The sequence below is a fragment of the Arthrobacter sp. 10T413_2 genome, from assembly GCF_056394205.1.
Genome location: NZ_JBFTHK010000027.1, coordinates 18,376 through 37,045, shown reverse-complemented (window position 1 = coordinate 37,045; position 18,670 = coordinate 18,376). Strand labels below are relative to the sequence as shown.

The window sequence follows — 18,670 nt, the reverse complement described above, 5'->3', positions numbered from 1 at the left end:
GAGCAACCCCGACCGCAAGCTCAGCTACCTCGTGATGGAACTCGTCCGCGGCCCCGACCTCCGCCGCCGCTCGGCCGAGGGACCGCTGTCCGCAGCCCACATGGCGCTGATCGGACACGATCTCGCCGACGGACTGRCACACATCCACCACCACGGCATCATCCACCGGGACGTCAAACCGGCCAACATCCTCCTTGTGGACTACAGCGTGGAGGACCGGCGCCCGCGTGCCAAACTCAGCGACTTCGGCGTGGCGATCACCATCCGCAAAGGCCACCACGGAGACCCGGACGACAGCTCTGGCACCCCCGCCTACTTGAGCCCCGAGCAGGCCGCCGGGGAGCCGGCCGGCCCCGMCAGCGACGTCTATTCGCTGGGGCTGGTCCTGCTGGAAGGCCTGACCGGGAAGATGGCCTACCCCGGCGCGCCGGTCCAGTCCGCACTGGMCCGCCTACTCAACGACCCGGACATCCCCGAAGGGCTCGCGCCCATGTGGGTGGCCCTGCTGACCTCCATGCTGGACAGGGATCCGGCGGCCCGCCCGCCGGCCCGGGAAGTGTCCCTGGCCCTGCGGCAGGAAGTTATCAACGGTGCCGGGCGCCACCGCCGGGACGCGGCTCCTCTGCTGACCGATGAAAACGGGCGCATGCAGGCGGTCGAGCGGTACCGGATCCTGGACACCCCGGCGGACGGCGCCTTCAACCGCATCGCGGCGCTCGCCGCACGCATGTTCTCGGTGCCCGTGGCGATTGTCAGCGTGGTGGACCATGACCGCATCTGGTTCAAGGCCCACCACGGCACGGACGTCAGTGAAATCGGCCGCGACCCCGGATTGTGCGCCTCCGCAGTCCTGCAGGGCGATGCCTGGATTGTCCAGGACGCCACCAAGGATCCGCGGACGCTGTCCAATCCGCTCGTGGCGGGCGATTTCGGCCTGCAGTTCTACGCGGGAGTGCCGCTGCGCACTCCGGACGGCTACAACCTGGGCACCTTTTGCATCCTGGACCGTGAGCCCCGCGAGTTCAGCGATGAGGACACCTCCGCGTTGGAGGACCTGGCGGCGCTCGTGATGCATGACCTGGAACTGCGGCTCCACAGCCGGAAGGCCCTCGCCGGGTAACTCGCCGGGTAAGCGGCCTACCGCCGGCCGGCGTGCAGGGCCAGCTCAAGCTCGAAGCGCGCCGTCGGGTCCTCGAGGGCGTCGCCAAAGAGCTCGCGCAACTGCGCTGCCCGGTAACCGACGGTCTGCGGATGGATCCCGAGTTCGGCGGCCACGGGGGCCCGCTGGCCCCAATGGCGCAGCCAGGAGAGCAGGGTTTCGGCAAGCCGCTCCCGCTGCGCCGGCCGCAGTCCTTCCAGCGGTGCCAGACGGCGGTTGGCCAGCTCGGTAATAGCCGAGGGCTCCGCTCCGAGAACCACCTGCGCCAGGTGCTCGTCGGCCCAGATCGGCGGGTCCTCGGGCCCCTCGCGCGGAGGCAGAGCCGCGGCCGCCAGCACGGCCAGCCGCAGAGAATCCGGGACMCTTTCCCAGCCGCCGGACGGCCCCACGGAGGCTCCGCGCCCCTTCAGGGCGCGGTCCAGCTCTTCCCGGGCAGACTGCGACTTCCGCGTCGGCACCAGGGCCACGACGTCGGTCTCGCGTTCAATCACCAGGGCTCCGGGACCGAGCCGCAGCCGCAGCCCGGCTGCCCGGTCCAGCGGAAGGGTCACCACCGCCATGCGCTGGGGCAGGGACCAGTCCGCCATCGCCGCCGTCTGGCGCAGGGCCGCCTCGTCGGCCTGGCCGAGCAGGAGCAGGTCCAGCAGTTCGGTGCGACKGCGGTCCACCGCTCCGGCGCGTTCGGACTGTTCGAAAGCGTAGGCCTCGGCGCTCACGGCCGAGAGCTCGTCGATGTAAGCGAGGATCGATTCCCCCAGGTCCACCACGACGCCCTGGCCCAGATGGTGTTCCACCGAAACGCGGGACATTTCCCGGAAGGTCACGCGGGCACCCATGCGGTAGGCGCTCAGCAGGGCGTCCATGCTCCGCCCCTGCCGGAATTCCCCGCTGCCCAGCCCGGCCACCAGATCCCGGCTTTCCTGGGACAGTGCCGGCAGCCGGGTCCCGGGCAGCTGCAGGAACCGGTCCAGCGCCGCGGCCACGCCCCTCCTTAGGCCGCGGCCGAACCGCCCCTCAATCGGCCTGGCATACGCCGGAACAAGCTGCGGGACGGCCTCGATGATGGCCTCGACGATGCCGGGCATCCTGGGCCGCAGCATGTCGCTGACCTCCCGGGGCAGCGCCAGCCACGGCGGATCGTAGGCGGGGGCGGAGCCGGCGGGCTCCCGGGCAGGGGAGGCGTTCATAGACAATCCAACGAGTTGTTGCGGCGGGATAGTTTTCTACAGTCGATCGTATGCCTTGGGTGAAGAAGTATGGCGCAAACTGACATATGGTTAATGAATGATCCGGCTCCGTAAGCTGGCGCGCGCCGCATCTCTACTGACCACCCCCTTAGCTCCAGAAGACATTCTGTCGCTGTTCAACCCCGTGTTCTCCGCACGMCAATTGCGTGGCGTAGTCACCCGGGTGGTTCCAGAAACGGCCGATTCCGCCACCATTTTCTTCCACCCCGGCCGCGGCTGGCAAGCGCACCTTGCCGGCCAGTGGGCCCGTATCGGCGTCGAGCTCGACGGCGTCCGMCACTGGCGGTCCTATTCGCTCAGCGCCCCGGCGGGGCAGGATCCGGCCATCACGGTTACCGACATGGGAGCCGTTTCCGGCGCTCTTGTCCGCGGCACCAAGCCCGGCGACATCCTGTTCCTGGCGCCTCCGCAGGGCGACTTTGTCCTGCCGGAACACCCGCGCCCGCTGCTCATGCTCACCGCGGGCAGCGGAATCACCCCCGTGATGTCGATGATCCGCACCCTCGTGCCGCACCGTCCCGACTCCGACGTCGTCCTCATCCACACGGCCCGCACCGCCGCGGACGCCATCTTCCGTGAGGAACTCGCCGAGCTCGCAGACCAGTTCCCCAACTTCCGCGTCACGCACTGGTTCACCGGGGACCGCGGACGGCTGGACTTCACCTCCGCTGCCGATCTGGACCGGTTGTGCCCGGATTGGCGCCAGCGCGCCGCCTACGCGTGCGGTCCGGAGGACTTCCTCAACGACACCGAGGCGCTCTGGGAGGCCGAAGCCGAGGATGCCGCGCCGGCCGCGGCAGTCAGGCCGGGCACCCTGACCATCGAACGCTTCACCACCACCCTCGCCGCCGGYGCCGGKCACGACGGCGGCCTGGTTACCTTCGAGGCCTCCGACCGCGAGGTCGAGGCCGACGGCGACACCCCGCTGCTCGATGTCGGCGAGGACGCCGGAGTCCTGATGCCCAGCGGCTGCCGCATGGGCATCTGCCACAGCTGCCTCATCCCGCTGCGGGCCGGCCACGTMCGCGATCTTCGCACAGGCGAAGTGCACGGCGAGCCGGGCCAACTAATCCAGACGTGCGTGTCGGCAGCCGCCGGCCCCGTTAACCTCGACCTCTGAGGAGTATCACCGTATGACGATTGTTTCCAACAAGCCTGATCTATCCGACTCCGACACCCCTGCCACAGGCGGTTCAACCAGCGGTTCAGCCGTCGATGTCGCGGCAGCAAAGGTGCGCACGGCCGCGAAGAAGCGGCCAGGCGCCCTTGCCGAATCCGGCAGCCCGCTGGTGCGTCCGCCGGCAGCCGCGCACCTCTCTGACGAGCAGGTAGCGGAGCTGGGCCGCGAACTTGACGCCATCAAGGACGACATCCTCGCCAAACGCGGATCCTCCGATGCCGCCTACATCCGCCGCATGATCAAGATCCAGCGAGGCCTGGAGATCTCCGGCCGCGCCGCACTGCTGGTCAGCAAGAACAAGACCGCCTGGGTCGCCGGCACCTCCCTGCTGAGCCTCGCCAAGATCCTGGAAAACATGGAACTCGGGCACAACATCCTGCACGGCCAGTGGGACTGGATGCGGGACCCGGACATCCACTCCACGACGTGGGAGTGGGACTTCGTCACCCCCGCGCGCTCCTGGCAGCACACCCACAACGATCTCCACCACCGCTGGACGAACGTGATCGGCAAGGACAACGACGTCGGATACAACCTGCTGCGCATGGATCCCCAGCAGAAGTGGACGCCGTTCAATCTGGGCAATCCGGTCTACAACGCGCTCCTGGCACCGGTCTTCGAGTGGGGCATCGCGATCTACGACCTCGAACTCCAGGACTTCAAGGAGGGCAAGAAATCCAAGGAAGCCCTCGTCCGGGACCTGAAGGCCCTCGGYCGCAAGGCCCTCAAGCAGTTCACGAAGGACTACGCCGCCACGCCCGCCGTCGCCATGCTCACCGGTTCCGGCAAGCAGGCCCTCTACGGCACCCTGACAGCCAACGCCGTCCGCAACGTGTGGGCGCACGCGGTGATCTTCTGCGGCCACTTCCCGGAAGGTACTGACACCTTCACCGAGGAAATGGTAGAGGGCGAGACCCGCGGGGACTGGTACGTGCGGCAGATGATCGGCTCGGCCAACATCTCCGGTTCCAAGTTCATGCACCTCATGACCGGCAACCTCTCGCACCAGATCGAGCACCATTTGTTCCCGGACCTGCCGTCCAACCGCTACGGGGAAGTGGCGCCCAAGGTGCAGGAGATCTGCCGGCGTTACGGACTGCCGTACACCACGGGCCCGCTCCTGAAGCAGGTCGGCTCTACGTGGGCCAAGATCTTCAAGCTGGCCCTGCCTCCCAAGAAGGCGTAGCCACCAAGGCCGGGTCCGCCCGGAGAGCATCGCCGAAAGGGGCGTCCGCCATAGTGGCGGGCGTCCCTTTCGCGTGGCGCGTCCTTTTGAGTGCCGTCCCGGGAGCGTTGGGCCGGGAACGTCGGGCCCGKAACGTTTGGCCGGGAGGTTGGGACGGAGACGCTCTGGCCGAAAGGTCAMGCCGGCGGCKGGCTCAGGTTTTGCTCGCCACCCCAAGGACGTGGGCMAGCCGCGGGTTGCCGGGGAGGGCCGAAAAGCCGAAGCGCTCCAKGGCCTCCACGGTGAGGCCGGCCCCGGCGATCGCGGCCGCGGTGTCCCGGTTCGGGTGGCATCCGCCTGCCAAGCGGCTCCACAACGGTGTGAGCAGGTCTTCGGCGGCGCCCAGCACCCGGTGCGCCGAACGGACATGTTCATAGAAGAGCAGCAGGCCGCCGGGCCGCAGGACCCTGGTCACTTCCGCCAGGGCGGCCGCTTGGTCTGCCACGCTGCACAGCACCAAACTGGAGACGACCACGTCCACCGAGGCGTCCACTGCCGGCAGCGCTTCCGCCACGCCGTCCTGCACGGTGACGGGCACCGGCGCCTTGCTGGCAGCAGCGCGGGCCAGCCCCCGGAGCGTGGGATCAGGTTCGAGGGCCAGCACGCCCGTTACCGCTGAAGGGTAGAACGGGAAGGTGGCCCCGTAGCCCGCCCCGATTTCGACGACGACGCCGTACGCCGCTTCCACGAGGCGCCGACGGTGCTCCGCCGCCCCGCGGGCGTCAATCCGCGGGCCCACGCGGGCAAAGGATCGCCCGAATGATGAATCGCGGGGGTTCGTCTCCGGCATGCCTGGATTCTTCCGCTCAGCTGGCCGCAGCCGGATTGAGCTTGAGCCTGCGCAGCAATTGCGCGTTCAGGGCCACCACAATCGTCGACGCCGACATCATCACGGCGCCCGCGGCGGGGGAGAGGACGATCCCCGCGAAGGCCAGGACCCCGGCCGCCAGCGGCACCGAGATGATGTTGTACCCGGTGGCCCACACGAGGTTTTRCCACATCTTCCGGTAACTCGCCTTGGACAGATCGAGCATCGACAGCACGGCCCGGGGGTCGTTGCCGGCCAGGACCACACCGGCGGATTCCACGGCCACATCCGTGCCGCCGCCGATCGCAATCCMCACCTCCGCCCGTGCCAGCGCGGGGGAGTCGTTKACGCCGTCGCCCACCATGGCCACTCTCAGCCCCCGGCCCTGTAGTTCGGCCACCTTCTTGTCCTTGTCCGCGGGCAGGACCTCTGCAAACACTTCGTCGATGGCGAGTTCAGCGGCGACGGMCTGCGCGACCTGCCGGGCGTCGCCGGTGATCATGGCCACCTTGATGCCGCGGGCCTGGAGGGCCCGGACGGCCTGGCGGGACTCGGGCCGCACGGCATCCTCAAGGCTGACAGCGCCCAGCACGGTGCCGCCGTCCACCACGTGGAGCACGGCGGCGMCGCGCTCCAGCCATGGCCCGGTGGCGGCGGCCAAAGCCGGGGGCTCCTGCAGACCCAGTTCCCGGAGCAGGGCCGGGCCGCCCACGTAAACGGTGTGGCCGCCGACCGTGGCACGGACTCCGCGGCCGGTCAGCGAGGTGAACCCGTCCGCAGTCGGAATCTCCAGCCCCCGTTCCCGGGCGGCGGCGACGATGGAACGGGCCACGGGATGTTCACTGTCGGCTTCCACGGCGGCCGCGAGGGCCAGGACTGCGTCCTGGCCGGTTGCCCCAGTGCCCGCGGCGGTCGCGACTCCCTTGAGCTCCGGCTCGCCCCTGGTCAGGGTTCCGGTCTTGTCGAACAGCACGACGTCGACCGTCCGCATGCGCTCCAGCGCCATCCGGTTCTTGATCAGGACGCCCGCCCGGGCTGCCCGCTCGGTGGAGATGGCGATGACGAGCGGGATGGCAAGGCCCAGGGCGTGGGGGCAGGCGATCACGAGGACGGTCACGGTGCGGGTGACGGCGTCGGTGACGCTGCCCATCAGGGTCCAGAAGACGAAKGTGAGGAGTCCGGTTCCGGCGGCGAAGTAGAAGAGGAACGCGGCCGCCCTGTCGGCGAGGGCCTGGGCCCGGGAGGACGATGCCTGCGCCTCGGCCACCAAACGCCGGATCCCGGCGAGGGCGGTGTCCTCGCCGATGGCTGACACCCGGACCCGCACGGAGTTGTCCGTTGCGATGGTGCCGGCCACCACGGGATCACCCGGTGTTCGCAGGACAGTTTTCGATTCGCCGGTGATCATGGATTCGTCGAATTCGGCCTGGCCGTCGCTGACGGTACCGTCGGCCGGCATCCGGCCGCCGGGGCGGACGAGGATKGTGTCTCCGGCGCGGAGCTCGGAGACGCTGACAGTCTCCGTCCCGGCGCCGGTGACACGTTCGGCTTCGTCGGGCAGCAGAGCCGCCAGGGCATCCAGTGCGCCTTGGGCGGAGCCGAGGGCGCGCATCTCGATCCAGTGACCCAGCAACATGATGGGGACCAGCAGCGCCAGCTCCCACCAGAAGTCGAGGTCGAAACCGCCGAGGCCCAGGCTCGTCACCCAGGAGGCGATGAAGGCAACGCTGATGGCCATCGCGATCAGCAGCATCATCCCCGGCTTGCGCGTCCTCAGCTCACTGAGGCCGCCCTTGAGGAAGGGCCGGCCGCCGTAAATGAAGATCGCCGTGCCGAACACCGGTGGAATCCAGGCCGAGCCGAGAAAGACGGGGGGCTCGTAGCCGAGGAGATCCGCGAACATGGGGCTGAAGAAGATCACCGGAACGGCCAGGGCCAGGCTCAGCCAGAACCTGTCCCTGAACATCGCGACGCTGTGCCCGGCATGCTGTCCCTGGCTGTGCACCATGTGACTGTCCCCGGCGGTGCCCGCCGTGGCGGGGACGGCCCCATGCGCCGCGTGGTCACCGTGCGGGCTGTGGCTGCGGGTGTGTTGGTCGACACTCTTGTCAACGCCGGGGCCGGTGTGCCGGTGTTCCATGATGCGTGCTCCTGAAGGGTGCTCAGCCATTGGTGGCTACGCCCCAACATACCCCTGGGGGGTATTTTGCGCAAGAGGTCGAGAGATTCAGCGGACCTCGATGGCGCCCATCATCCCGAGGTCCTCGTGGTCCAGGATGTGGCAGTGATACGCGGATCGTCCGGTGAAGTCTTTGAAGGCAATCCGGACAGTCACGCGTCCGTTCGCGGGCACATTGACCACGTCCTGCCAGGCAGGGGAGACGGGGGCTGCGCCATTGACCGAGACGAGCTGCATCGGCCAGACGTGCAGGTGGAACGGGTGGTCCATGGGACTGGTGTTGACCACGGTCCACTCCTCCACGGTGCCGGCCGCTACGGTGGTGTCGGTCCTGGCCTCGTCGAATTCCCGGCCGTTGATGGTGAAAGCCATCATCCCGGTGCCGCCTCCTCCTCCCATGCTCCCTCCGCCCATGCCGGCCGCCAGCAGGAATTGCCGGTGCGCGGCGACGGGGACCTGGCGCAAATCCGCGGGGGCAGGCTGGGGCGGCACCCCGGAGGGGCCGGGGGCGGATTCGCCCGCGACCTGGAGCGTCGCCAGGGAGACGCCCTGGGGAGGGTCCGCCTGGCCCCGTCCGACGGGAGCGCGGCCCATCATGCCGGGCATGCTGCCGCGGTCATAGTAAGCGGACCGGAGAACCGACTCGCCGGCCATCGTCGTCACCAGAAGGTCGGCCCGGTTCCCCGGCGCCAGGAGCACCTCCTCCACGGCTGCCGGCGATTGGAAGCGCCCGGAGTCCATGCCGAGCAGCTGCATGCTCTGTCCGTCCAGCTGCAGCCGCAGATAGCGGGCAGCACAGGCGTTGACTAGCCGCCACCGCTCCCGTTGCGCGGGAAGGGCGCTGAGCAGAGGGTTGCTTTGGCCATTGACGAGCACCAGGCCGCCTTCCCGGCCGGCCATGCGTTCTGATGGCGGAACGTCCCGGACGTTTCCGGCGGCGTCCAGGTCCGTGTCGGACACCACCAGGACGCGGTCCATGGACACCGGAAGGGGATCGGCGTCCTCGACGACGATCGCGCCGAAAAGGCCGCCGAAGATCTGCTCCGCGACCATGCCGTGGTGGTGGGGGTGGTACCAGTAGACGCCCGGCGGGTGGTCGGCCGGCAGCCGGTATTCGTAGTCAAAGCTGCCGCCGGGGTCCACTGTGACAAACACGTTGTCCCCAGTCCCCCGCGGGGACACATGGAGCCCGTGCACGTGAAGGTTGGTGGGTTCAGCCAGGCGGTTGGTCAGCCGGATGCTGAGCACGTCACCTGCACGCAGGCGCAGCGTGGGGCCGGGGCTCGTCCCGTTGTAGCCAAGGGCCGTGGCCTGGCGGCCGGCAATCTGCACGGGACCCCGGGCCGCCTCCAGTTCCAGCGCGAGGCTGCCGCCAGCGCTGCGAAGTTCGGCCGGGTGCGTCAGGGCAGCCCCGGTAACCGGCGCGTTGAGGGACGTCAGCGTCCAGGCGAGCCCCGCTGCGCCGGCCGCGGTTCCGGCCACGCCAAGGCCGCCCAGGAGCAGGGCGCTGCGGCGGCYKAGCGGCTKCACTAGGGCTCCTCACCCAGCACCGTCAGGCTCTCKCGGTACTCCTCGGCGGAGAGCTCGGCCCGGGCAAAGCGTTCGTCAAGGATGAGGCGGGCCTGGGATCGTCCGGGGAGCGGGGAAGCAGGTCCGTTGGGGGGAGGAGGAAAGGAACCGGGAGGGGCGCCCTGCCCCGGCGGCGGATACTGCCCGGGACCATGCGGGCCCGGGCCGGGTGCCACGCCCCCGCCGTTATGGCGAACTCCGCCTGTCAGGAGCCGGATAGCCAGGATGACCAGCACCGCAATCCCGGCGAGCAGCAACACGCCCCAGAGCCACATCCAGCCGATCTGGTACCCGTAACCCCACATCATGACGCATCCCTTCGCCGCGGTTGCGCCGGCCGGGCCGGCCGCATCCCGTGCAACCGTCCCCTGGCCACAATCCAATCGTGCGTCCGCCGGGGCTCCAGTGCTAGGGCCCTAAGTTGTCTTTGTGCCTGTCGCCGGAGGCTCCGGTTGCAGGCGGCACGTTCCAGGGCTTCCGCGGCTTCAGCTGATCAGCAGCCCCAGTGCCTCGGCCAGGTGGCCGACCTCCCGGACCGTGAATCCCGCGGGCACCGGGCCGTGCCCGTTCGGGCTGGACGGCACCACAGCATGGGTGAAGCCGAGCCGGTGTGCTTCCTGGATGCGCTGGTTGATGCCGGGGACAGGACGGACTTCGCCTGCCAGGCCCACCTCGCCGAAGGCGATCAGGCGCTGGGGGAGGGGCTTCCTGGCCTTCGCGGAAGCCACGGCCAGGGCCACTGCGAGGTCCGTGGCGGGCTCGCTGAGCTTGACTCCGCCGACCGTTGCCACATACGAGTCATCCTTATTCAGCAGGCACCCCGCGCGCTGCTGGAGGACGGCGAGCAGCATCGCGACGCGCGAGCTGTCCAGGCCGCTCGTGGCGCKGCKGGGCTGCGAGCTGGCGCTCTCGGCGAGCAGCGCCTGGACTTCGGCGAGCAGCGGCCGGCGGCCCTCGAGTGTCACCGTGATACAGGTTCCGGACACCGGGTCCTTCGTCCGCGAGACGAACAGGCCGCTGGGATCGGCGAGGCCCTCGATGCCGTCCTCGTTCAAGTCGAAGCAGCCGACGTCGTCGGTAGGTCCGTAGCGGTTCTTGACGGCGCGCAGCAGGCGCAGCCGCGAGTGCCGTTCGCCCTCGAACTGGCAGACCACATCCACGAGGTGTTCCAGCAGCCGGGGCCCGGCAATGGAGCCGTCCTTGGTCACGTGTCCTACCAGCAGCGTGGTCATGTTGCGGCGCTTGGCCGCGGCGATCAGGGAGGCCGCAACCTCGCGCACCTGGGACACCCCGCCGGCGCTTCCCTCGACGTCGGCGCTGCTCAGGGTCTGCACCGAATCCACCACGAGCAGCCGCGGTTCGAGCTTTTCCACCTGCCCCAGGGCCTGCCCTAGGTCTGTTTCGGCCGACAAATACAAGGATTCGGCGACGGCGTCGATCCGGTCCGCGCGGAGCTTGACCTGGGCGKCGGATTCCTCGCCGGTGATGTAGAGGACGTCCTGCGCGGTGCGGGCGAACTTCGCGGCAACGTCCAGCAGGAGGGTGGACTTGCCCACCCCGGGTTCGCCCGCCAGCAGGATCACGGCGCCGGGCACCAGCCCGCCGCCGAGCACGCGGTCGAGTTCGTCCACGCCGGTGGGCAGGAAGGCCGCCGTGGTGGCGTCGACGTCGGCGATCCTGCGGGCCGGTTCAAGKACCGTGGTGGCCGCCGTCGTCCKGGCGACGGCGGTGCCGGTCTCCTCGACGCTGCCCCACGCCTGGCACTCGCCGCAGCGGCCCACCCACTTGACGGTCGTCCAGCCGCATTCGGCGCATTTGTAGCCCGGTGCCTTCGGCCCCCGGGAAGTCTTTGTAGCCATTGGTCCACACTATCCGGGGGCAGCGACAACGAACGGCGCGGCCGGGGTGAGGGGCCGTACTTAGAGCGGKGGAAGGATGTCCCGGGCTTCCCGGGAATCCACTCCGGCGGCCTCGAGCAGATCCACCATGAGCGGACGGAACAGCATGACCACCGTTTCGCCCTCCAGCCGGTGAACGTCCAGGATCCGGGGATGCAGGCGCCCGGCGATCTCCCGCAGCTCGGACCGGGCCGTGCGCAGGTGGGCGCGGCGGGTGCCGTCGTGCACCTCGGCCAGGCCCAGCGATAGTTCGTCGACGGCGGCGGCCGTCTCCTGCAGGACCTCGGCGATGTTCTGGGTGGMCTCGTCCGAGAGCGCCGCATGGTTGATGGCGCTGGTCAGCCGGCGGGCAAAGACCCGGCTGTTGCGCAGCGCGAGATCTATATAGTCCAGCGACTGATCCATCTGGTCCAGCTCGTCCCGGTGCCGCCGGTAGGCGGGCGCCAGGGTGGCGACCTCGCCGGACGCGCGCAGGGACTGCCGCATGGCGTCGATGAGGGGCTGGCAGTTCCGCCCGCGGATGAGCGCATGCCAGGCCTGGGTGGCGTCGCTGTAGCTCAGCGCCGAGGCGCATTCCCGCAGCACCTCGGCGAGCTCGTGCAGGAGCTTCTTGACGTCATTGCGGGGTTCACGCCGGGGGTCCTTGGGCACGAGGATGGTCACGAGCAGCGCGAACACCCCGCCCACCACGGCATCGATGCTCCGGGTGAAGGGGCCTCCGGCCGGCGCGGGCAGGAGCACCACCAGCACTGATTGCAGACCCAGCTGGGTGGTGAAGATGGTCCCGCTGTCCAGGAACCGGGCCAGCAGGATGGAAAACAGGAGAACGACGGCGGCCTGCCAGATCCCGGAGCCCAGCCAGTGCAGCAGCAAGTCCCCGACCACGATCCCGAGGGTGCAGCCCAGGCCCACCTCGATGACGCGGCGAAGCCTGGGGTCGCGCGAGAAGCCGAGGGCAATCAGGGATGAGGTGGCCGCGAACAACGGCCCGCTATGCCCCAGGACGTATTCGGCGAACGCGTAGGCGCCCACGGCGCACGCGGTCATCTGGATGGCCGGCACGAGGGAGTTCCGGCTCCGGACAAAGCCGGTGCGGACCCGGCCGCGCAGGAATCGTGCGCTTGCGGAGAGTCCAGTCGCGGAGGCCATGCCCTCCAGTCTATTTGCTGCCCCGGGGGCCGGCCGTTCACGGCCCTGTCCCAAGGGTTCTTTTGGGGTTGCACCGATACGACTGTGACGCACAGAACACAATGGTGACCCGGCAGATGTAAACGAATAGTCCGGCGTCGTTAACCATCCGTTCACCTTGGACCGCAATTCTCTTCATCTGGGCGACCTACCTTCGGTAAAGGTACAAACCGTACGCATCCTTGCGGGTCTTCTCCGGCCCGGCACGCAAAGCCCTGGAAGGGGTACATCTAAGTGAAGGCACTCCGCTTCGGCCGCAACGCGGCTATCGCTGTTATCGCCGTCGGCGCACTCGCGCTGACCGCTTGCGGTTCGGACAACGCAACCAACACGGCTACGTCCGCCGCGCCGTCCGCCTCGGGTCCCGCTGTCACCGGCACCCTGACCGGCGTCGGCTCCACCGCCCAGGGCGCGGCCATGGATGTCTGGAAGACCAACTTCGCCTCCGCGAACCCGGGTGCCACCGTGCAGTACTCCCCGGACGGTTCCGGCGCCGGACGCAAGGCGATCCTCGACGGCTCGGCCCAGTTCGCCGGCTCCGATGCCTACCTCAAAGACGACGAGCTCGCCAGCTCCAAGACCAAGTGCGGTCCCGACGGAGCCATCGACATCCCCGTCTACATTTCCCCGATCGCCGTGGCGTTCAACCTGCCGGGCATCACGGACCTGAAGCTCGACGCCACCACCATTGCCAAGATCTTCCGCGGCCAGGTGGCCAACTGGAACGACCCCGCTATCGCGGCCCTGAACCCGGGCGTCCAGCTGCCGGACCTCAAGGTCACCCCGGTGAACCGTTCGGATGACTCCGGCACCACCACGAACTTCACCGACTACCTGGCCGCCGTCGCCCCCGAGGTCTGGACCGACAAGGCCGCCGGCGTCTGGCCCGCGAGCCTGAAGGGCGAGAACGCCAAGGGCACGTCCGGCGTCGTCAAGACCGTCACCGACACCCCGGGTGCCGTGACCTACGCCGACGACTCCGCTGTCAGCGGCAAACTCGGCACCGCGCAGGTGAAGGTCGGCGACTCCTTCACGAAGATCTCCCCCGAGGCTGCTTCCAAGGCAGTCGACCAGGGCAAGCCGGTCGAGGGCCGCAGCGCCAACGACCTCGCCATCAAGCTGGACCGCACCACTACGGTTGCGGGCGCCTACCCGATCGTCCTGGTGTCCTACCACATCGTCTGCACCACCTATGACACGCAGGCCACCGCCGACCTCGTCAAGGCGTTTGTGAACTACGCAGCGTCCGACGCCGGCCAGAAGGCCGCCGCCGATTCCGCCAAGTCGGCACCGCTCTCCGCGGCCCTCCAGGGCAAGGTCAAGACGGCCCTCGAGGCAGTCAAGGGCAAGGCCTAGGGAAACGCTGCACCCAAAGGCATAGTGGAAGCACCAGCCTGACGAAGGTTCCCTGTTCCGAAACGGCCGCCACCGRCGGCCGCGACGGGGCAGGGAACCGACGCATTTGTTCGAAGCACCAAGATTTGCCGGACCCCGGCGCGGAGGCGTCCGCAGCCGTAGCCCGGATTCCCACCCAAACCGAAGGACCATGAAGTGACCACCACCTCCCTGACCAAGTCCCGGGGCGCAGGCCACACCGGTGACAAAGTCTTTTCCGCCGCCACCTTGGCGGCAGGGTGTCTGATCCTCGCCGTGCTCTTCGGCGTGGCACTGTTCCTGGTCGTCCAGGCGATCCCGGCCCTCGTGGCCCCGGCCGACCAGATCCAAGGCGGCGAAGGATTCTTCACCTATATCTGGYCGCTCGTCATCGGCACCCTCATCGCCGCCGTGATCGCCCTGGTGATTGCCACCCCGCTCGCCATCGGTGTGGCGCTCTTCATCTCGCACTTCGCCCCGCGCAACCTCGCCTCCGGCCTCGGCTACGTGGTCGACCTGCTCGCCGCCATCCCCTCCGTGGTCTACGGCKCCTGGGGCGTTGCGTTCCTCGCCAAGGAAATCTCCCCGTCCTACGACTGGCTGGCCAAGAACATGGGCTGGCTGCCGATCTTCCAGGGCCCTGCCTCCGCCACCGGCAAGACCATCCTCACCGCTGGAATCGTGCTCGCCGTCATGGTCCTGCCGATCATMACCTMCCTGACCCGCGAGATCTTCCTGCAGACCCCCAAGCTGCATGAAGAGGCCGCGCTGGCACTCGGCGCCACCCGCTGGGAGATGATCCGGATGACCGTGCTGCCCTTCGGCCGGCCCGGAATCATCAGCGCCGTGATGCTGGGACTGGGCCGGGCCCTGGGAGAGACCATGGCCGTCGCGCTGGTCCTTTCCTCCGGCGCCCTCACCGCCAGCCTGATCCAGACCGGAAACCAGACCATCGCCGCCGAAATCGCCCTGAACTTCCCCGAGGCCAGCGGGCTCAAGGTCAACACGCTGATCGCCGCCGGCCTGGTGCTGTTCGTCATTACCCTCGGCGTGAATGTGATCGCCCKCGGCATCATTAGCCGGCACAAAGAATTCTCGGGAGCCAACTAGATGACCTCCACCCTGACCCCGGTCCGGAAGCGCTCGGCCCTCACCAAAGGCCAGCTGCCCAAGACGGCACCCTATATCGTCCTGGCCGTTGCCTTAATCCTCGGCGCCGCTATCCTGGCGCTGATCGGATTCAACGCMTTCGGCTGGGGACTCGTCTCCGCCATCCTCTTCGCCGCCGGCCTGGTGGGCTGGAGCCTCGTCGTGGAGGGCTCGCGCAAGGCCAAGGATAAGCTGGCGACCTGCCTCGTCGTGGGTTCCTTCCTGATTGCCCTGCTGCCCCTGGTATCGGTCATCTGGACCGTGCTGGTGAACGGGCTCCCCGGGCTCCTGGATCCCGGCTTCCTCACCACCTCCATGAACGGCGTTACCGGCGCCTTCGACAACAAGACCGTGGAGCAAGGCGCCCCGTTGCTGGGCGGCATCTACCACGCGATCGTGGGCACCTTGCTGATCACGGTGCTCGCGACCCTCATCTCGGTCCCGGTGGGCCTGCTGACCGCGATATATCTCGTGGAATACGGCCAGGACCGCGCGCTGGCCCGTGCCATCACCTTCTTCGTGKACGTCATGACCGGCATCCCCTCGATTGTCGCCGGCCTGTTCGCCGCGGCCGCCTTCTTCGCCGTGGTCGGCCCGGGCACCAAGACCGGTGCCGTCGCCGCCGTCGCACTCTCCGTGCTGATGATCCCCGTGGTGGTCCGCTCCAGCGAGGAGATGCTCAAGATTGTTCCCAACGAGCTCCGCGAGGCAGCCTATGCTCTTGGCGTCCGCAAATGGCGGACCATCCTCAAGGTGGTCCTTCCGACGGCGATCTCCGGCATCGCATCCGGCATCACCCTCGCGATCGCCCGCGTAATCGGCGAAACCGCGCCGATCCTGGTCACCGCTGGCTTCGCAACCACCATCAACACCAACGTGTTCAGCGGCTGGATGGCCTCGCTGCCCACCTTCATCTACACCCAGATCCTGAACCCCACCTCACCGTCCAACCCGGACCCGTCCTCCCAGCGGGCCTGGGGCGCGGCCTTGGTGCTCATCATCCTGGTGATGCTGCTCAATCTGGGCGCCCGCCTGGTTGCAAGCCTTTTCGCCCCCAAGACCGGCCGCTAGGCCAGCGCCCGCCGCGCCCGCCGTCAATACCTCCAGCAAGTGAAGKAACACCATGTCTAAGCGCATCGACGTCAAGGACCTGAACGTCTACTACGGCAAATTCCTGGCCGTCGAAGACGTCAACATCAACATCGACGCCAAATCGGTCACGGCCTTCATCGGCCCCTCGGGCTGCGGCAAGTCCACCTTCCTGCGCACCCTGAACCGCATGCACGAGGTCATTCCCGGTGCGCGGGTTGAAGGCGAGGTGCTGCTGGACGGCGACAACCTGTACGGCCCCGGCGTTGACCCGGTCACGGTCCGCTCCCAGATCGGCATGGTGTTCCAGCGCCCCAACCCGTTCCCCACCATGTCCATCCGGGACAACGTGCTKGCCGGMGTGAAGCTGAACAACMAGAAGATCTCCAAGGGCGAGGCCGACGTTCTGGTGGAACGTTCCCTGCAGGGCGCGAATCTGTGGAACGAGGTCAAGGACCGCTTGTCCAAGCCCGGCTCGGGCCTGTCCGGCGGCCAGCAGCAGCGCCTGTGCATTGCCCGMGCCATCGCTGTGGAGCCCCAGGTGATCCTCATGGAMGAGCCCTGCTCGGCCCTGGACCCGATCTCGACGCTMGCCATTGAGGACCTCATCAACGAGCTCAAGGACCAGTACACGGTGGTGAYCGTGACGCACAACATGCAGCAGGCGGCCCGCGTGTCCGACAAGACGGCATTCTTCAACATTGCCGGTACMGGCAAGCCGGGCAAGCTGATCGAGTTCGGCGACACCCCGACCATCTTCAGCAACCCCACCGAGAAGGCCACCGAGGACTACGTCTCCGGCCGCTTCGGATAGACCAACCTGCTCGTCGATTGCTCCGCAGGTGCCGTTTTGAGCCCTCAAAAGGGCACCTGCGGAGCAATCGAGGAGACCTACAGCCCGGCCAGCGGCGAGAGCGCCAGCTGAAGGACGAACGCGGCCGCGGCGGTGGCAGCCGGGGTCAGGACCCAGAGCGCCAGGATGCGGATCACGAGCTTGCGGTTGGTGCCCGGGAAGCTCTGGTTGGCGCCGACGCCAAGGGTTGCCGACGTCACTGTGTGCGTCGTGGAGACGGGCCAGTGCAGCCCGATCGCCCCCACCAGCAGCATCACCGAGCTGTACATCTGCGCCACAAATCCGCGCAGGGGGTCGATCCGGGTCAGCCGGTAGCCGATCGTGTAGGAAATCCGCCAGCCCCCGGCCAGCGTTCCGGCCGACAGCAGGACCGCGGTCAGCACCGCCACCCACACCGGCACGGAACCGCCGTCGGAGAGCCCGGCCGCCAGCAGCGCAAGGATCACCACAGCGCTGGTGCGCTGGCCGTCCTGCAACCCGTGGCCGAAGGCAACGGCGCCGGCGGCGACAGCCTGGGCACCCCGGGACCGGGTGTTAACGACGTTGGGCGGCGTGTAGCGGGCGGCCCAGGTGGCGGGMCAGACCAGCAGGTACGCCCCGACATACGCGATCACCGGCGAGAGCAGCAGCGGGAGAACCACCTGATACGCGAGGGAAGCGTCCACGCCGGTGACGGGATGACCGCCGACGGCGACGCTCGCGATCCMGGCCCCGGCAAGCCCGCCGACCAGGGCGTGCGTGGATGAGGTCGGGATGCCGCGCCACCACATGTAGAGGCCCCACACGATGGCGCTGAGCAGCGCGGCCAGGAGGATCGTGAGGCCGTTCGTGCCGGACGGCAGCGACAACCACGCCTGGCTGGCGGCCAGCGCCAGGGCCGCGCTCAGCCCGGCCCCGATGAAGTTGAACAGGGCAGCCAGCAGGACCGCCACGGTGGGGGTCAGCGCCCGTGTCCGCACGGCCAGGGCCACCGACGAGGACGCGTCCCTGAAGCCGTTGAGGAACGCAAACACCCCGGCGCAGATCAGCACCAGGGCAAAGAAGAAGACCATCACGTCAGGATTCCTTGACGATGATGCTGCCTACCTGGGTGGCGATCCGGCGCATGTCCCTCGTGACTTCCACGAGCTGGTTCGCGATGTCGCGGTTGCGCGCGTACTGCGTTGACTTCATCTCGCGGAGCATGTCCGCAACCCAGACCCGGTGCGTGCGTTCAGCGMGCTTGGCCAGGCGCAGGATCTCGATCCAGTAGTCCTCGAGGTCATCCAGATTGTTCAGCTGCCGCATGGCCTCGACGGTGAGTTCGGCCTGCCGKCTGATGATTTCCAGCTGGTCCGCGGCGCGTTTGGGCAGCCGTTCCAACTTGTAGAGGGAGACGAGCTCGGCGGCGGCGTCGAGCTTTTCGATGKCMTCGTTGAGGTACCGGGACAGCGCGTACATGTCCTCGCGGGGAAGCGGGTTCACGAAACTGGTCCGCATGTGGGTCAGGAGGGCAAAGTGCAGCTCCACCGATTTGGCCTCATGGTTGTGCATGTCCTCCACGAGCCGGGCATGCTCACTGGCCGGGACTCCCAGGATCTMCGAGAGGGTTCCGGTTGCCAGCACGATCTGGCGCGCCATTTGGGAGAGCAGGTTCAGCCCGGCGGTCTCCTGCGGGAACATGCGCAGCTTCACTTGGTGTCACCGGTCTTCCGGGGAGAGGTTCGCGGGTGGAGTCGGCGGGCCGTGTGACTTGACGATGACCAGCGCATA

16 protein-coding genes are annotated in these 18,670 nt (G+C 68.2%); 7 read left to right on the top strand and 9 right to left on the bottom strand.

The window, feature by feature from the left end:
• Positions 1-1,120, top strand: a 1,120-nt coding sequence (locus tag AC1DBQ_RS07040; RefSeq protein ID WP_476927826.1) for a protein kinase domain-containing protein, incomplete at its 5' end; no start/stop codon positions are given.
• A gap of 17 nt (positions 1,121-1,137) precedes the next feature.
• On the opposite strand, the gene AC1DBQ_RS07035 is transcribed toward AC1DBQ_RS07040, so the two are convergent.
• Positions 1,138-2,346 carry a PucR-like N-terminal domain-containing protein gene (locus AC1DBQ_RS07035; protein WP_476927825.1) on the bottom strand — a complete coding sequence of 403 codons (1,209 nt, stop codon included), beginning with the start codon at positions 2,344-2,346 and terminating at the stop codon, positions 1,138-1,140.
• A 97-nt stretch (positions 2,347-2,443) separates the two neighbouring features.
• Between AC1DBQ_RS07035 and AC1DBQ_RS07030 the strand changes: the two genes are divergently transcribed.
• Positions 2,444-3,526: a ferredoxin reductase gene (locus tag AC1DBQ_RS07030; RefSeq protein ID WP_476927824.1), complete on the top strand. Its 1,083-nt coding sequence runs from the start codon at positions 2,444-2,446 to the stop codon at positions 3,524-3,526.
• 13 nt (positions 3,527-3,539) lie between these two features.
• Positions 3,540-4,772 carry a fatty acid desaturase family protein gene (locus AC1DBQ_RS07025; RefSeq protein ID WP_476927823.1) on the top strand — a complete coding sequence of 411 codons (1,233 nt, stop codon included), beginning with the start codon at positions 3,540-3,542 and terminating at the stop codon, positions 4,770-4,772.
• A 193-nt stretch (positions 4,773-4,965) separates the two neighbouring features.
• Here AC1DBQ_RS07025 and AC1DBQ_RS07020 read toward each other — a convergent pair whose 3' ends face one another.
• The 6 genes from AC1DBQ_RS07020 to AC1DBQ_RS06995 form a co-directional block, all read right to left on the bottom strand.
• Positions 4,966-5,601 (bottom strand): class I SAM-dependent methyltransferase, encoded by a 636-nt coding sequence (locus tag AC1DBQ_RS07020; protein ID WP_476927822.1) that lies wholly within the window; start codon positions 5,599-5,601, stop codon positions 4,966-4,968.
• A 16-nt stretch (positions 5,602-5,617) separates the two neighbouring features.
• Positions 5,618-7,759 (bottom strand): copper-translocating P-type ATPase, encoded by a 2,142-nt coding sequence (locus AC1DBQ_RS07015; protein WP_476927821.1) that lies wholly within the window; start codon positions 7,757-7,759, stop codon positions 5,618-5,620.
• An 87-nt stretch (positions 7,760-7,846) separates the two neighbouring features.
• Positions 7,847-9,328, bottom strand: coding sequence for a multicopper oxidase family protein (locus AC1DBQ_RS07010; protein ID WP_476927820.1), 1,482 nt, complete (start codon positions 9,326-9,328; stop codon positions 7,847-7,849).
• Positions 9,328-9,675, bottom strand: coding sequence for an SHOCT domain-containing protein (locus tag AC1DBQ_RS07005; RefSeq protein ID WP_476927819.1), 348 nt, complete (start codon positions 9,673-9,675; stop codon positions 9,328-9,330). The genes AC1DBQ_RS07010 and AC1DBQ_RS07005 overlap by 1 nt, the downstream gene beginning before the upstream one ends.
• A gap of 177 nt (positions 9,676-9,852) precedes the next feature.
• On the bottom strand, positions 9,853-11,226 hold the full coding sequence (gene radA / locus AC1DBQ_RS07000) for a DNA repair protein RadA (RefSeq protein WP_476927818.1): 1,374 nt from the start codon (positions 11,224-11,226) through the stop codon (positions 9,853-9,855).
• A 60-nt stretch (positions 11,227-11,286) separates the two neighbouring features.
• Entirely contained in the window at positions 11,287-12,414 is a 1,128-nt protein-coding gene (locus tag AC1DBQ_RS06995) for an FUSC family protein (protein ID WP_476927817.1), read from the bottom strand.
• 273 nt (positions 12,415-12,687) lie between these two features.
• Between AC1DBQ_RS06995 and pstS the strand changes: the two genes are divergently transcribed.
• From pstS to pstB, 4 genes are all read left to right on the top strand, one after another.
• Positions 12,688-13,809, top strand: coding sequence for a phosphate ABC transporter substrate-binding protein PstS (gene pstS / locus AC1DBQ_RS06990; protein ID WP_476927816.1), 1,122 nt, complete (start codon positions 12,688-12,690; stop codon positions 13,807-13,809).
• Positions 13,810-14,004: 195 nt separating this feature from the next.
• Positions 14,005-14,937: a phosphate ABC transporter permease subunit PstC gene (gene pstC / locus AC1DBQ_RS06985; protein ID WP_476927815.1), complete on the top strand. Its 933-nt coding sequence runs from the start codon at positions 14,005-14,007 to the stop codon at positions 14,935-14,937.
• A complete protein-coding gene (pstA, locus tag AC1DBQ_RS06980) occupies positions 14,938-16,047 on the top strand; it encodes a phosphate ABC transporter permease PstA (protein ID WP_476927814.1) in 1,110 nt (369 codons plus the stop codon).
• 52 nt (positions 16,048-16,099) lie between these two features.
• Positions 16,100-16,879: a phosphate ABC transporter ATP-binding protein PstB gene (pstB, locus tag AC1DBQ_RS06975; protein ID WP_476927813.1), complete on the top strand. Its 780-nt coding sequence runs from the start codon at positions 16,100-16,102 to the stop codon at positions 16,877-16,879.
• A gap of 77 nt (positions 16,880-16,956) precedes the next feature.
• On the opposite strand, the gene AC1DBQ_RS06970 is transcribed toward pstB, so the two are convergent.
• On the bottom strand, positions 16,957-17,970 hold the full coding sequence (locus AC1DBQ_RS06970; protein ID WP_476927828.1) for an inorganic phosphate transporter: 1,014 nt from the start codon (positions 17,968-17,970) through the stop codon (positions 16,957-16,959).
• Between the two features lie 4 nt (positions 17,971-17,974).
• On the bottom strand, positions 17,975-18,592 hold the full coding sequence (locus AC1DBQ_RS06965) for a DUF47 domain-containing protein (protein ID WP_476927812.1): 618 nt from the start codon (positions 18,590-18,592) through the stop codon (positions 17,975-17,977).
• Between the last annotated feature and the right edge of the window lie 78 nt (positions 18,593-18,670).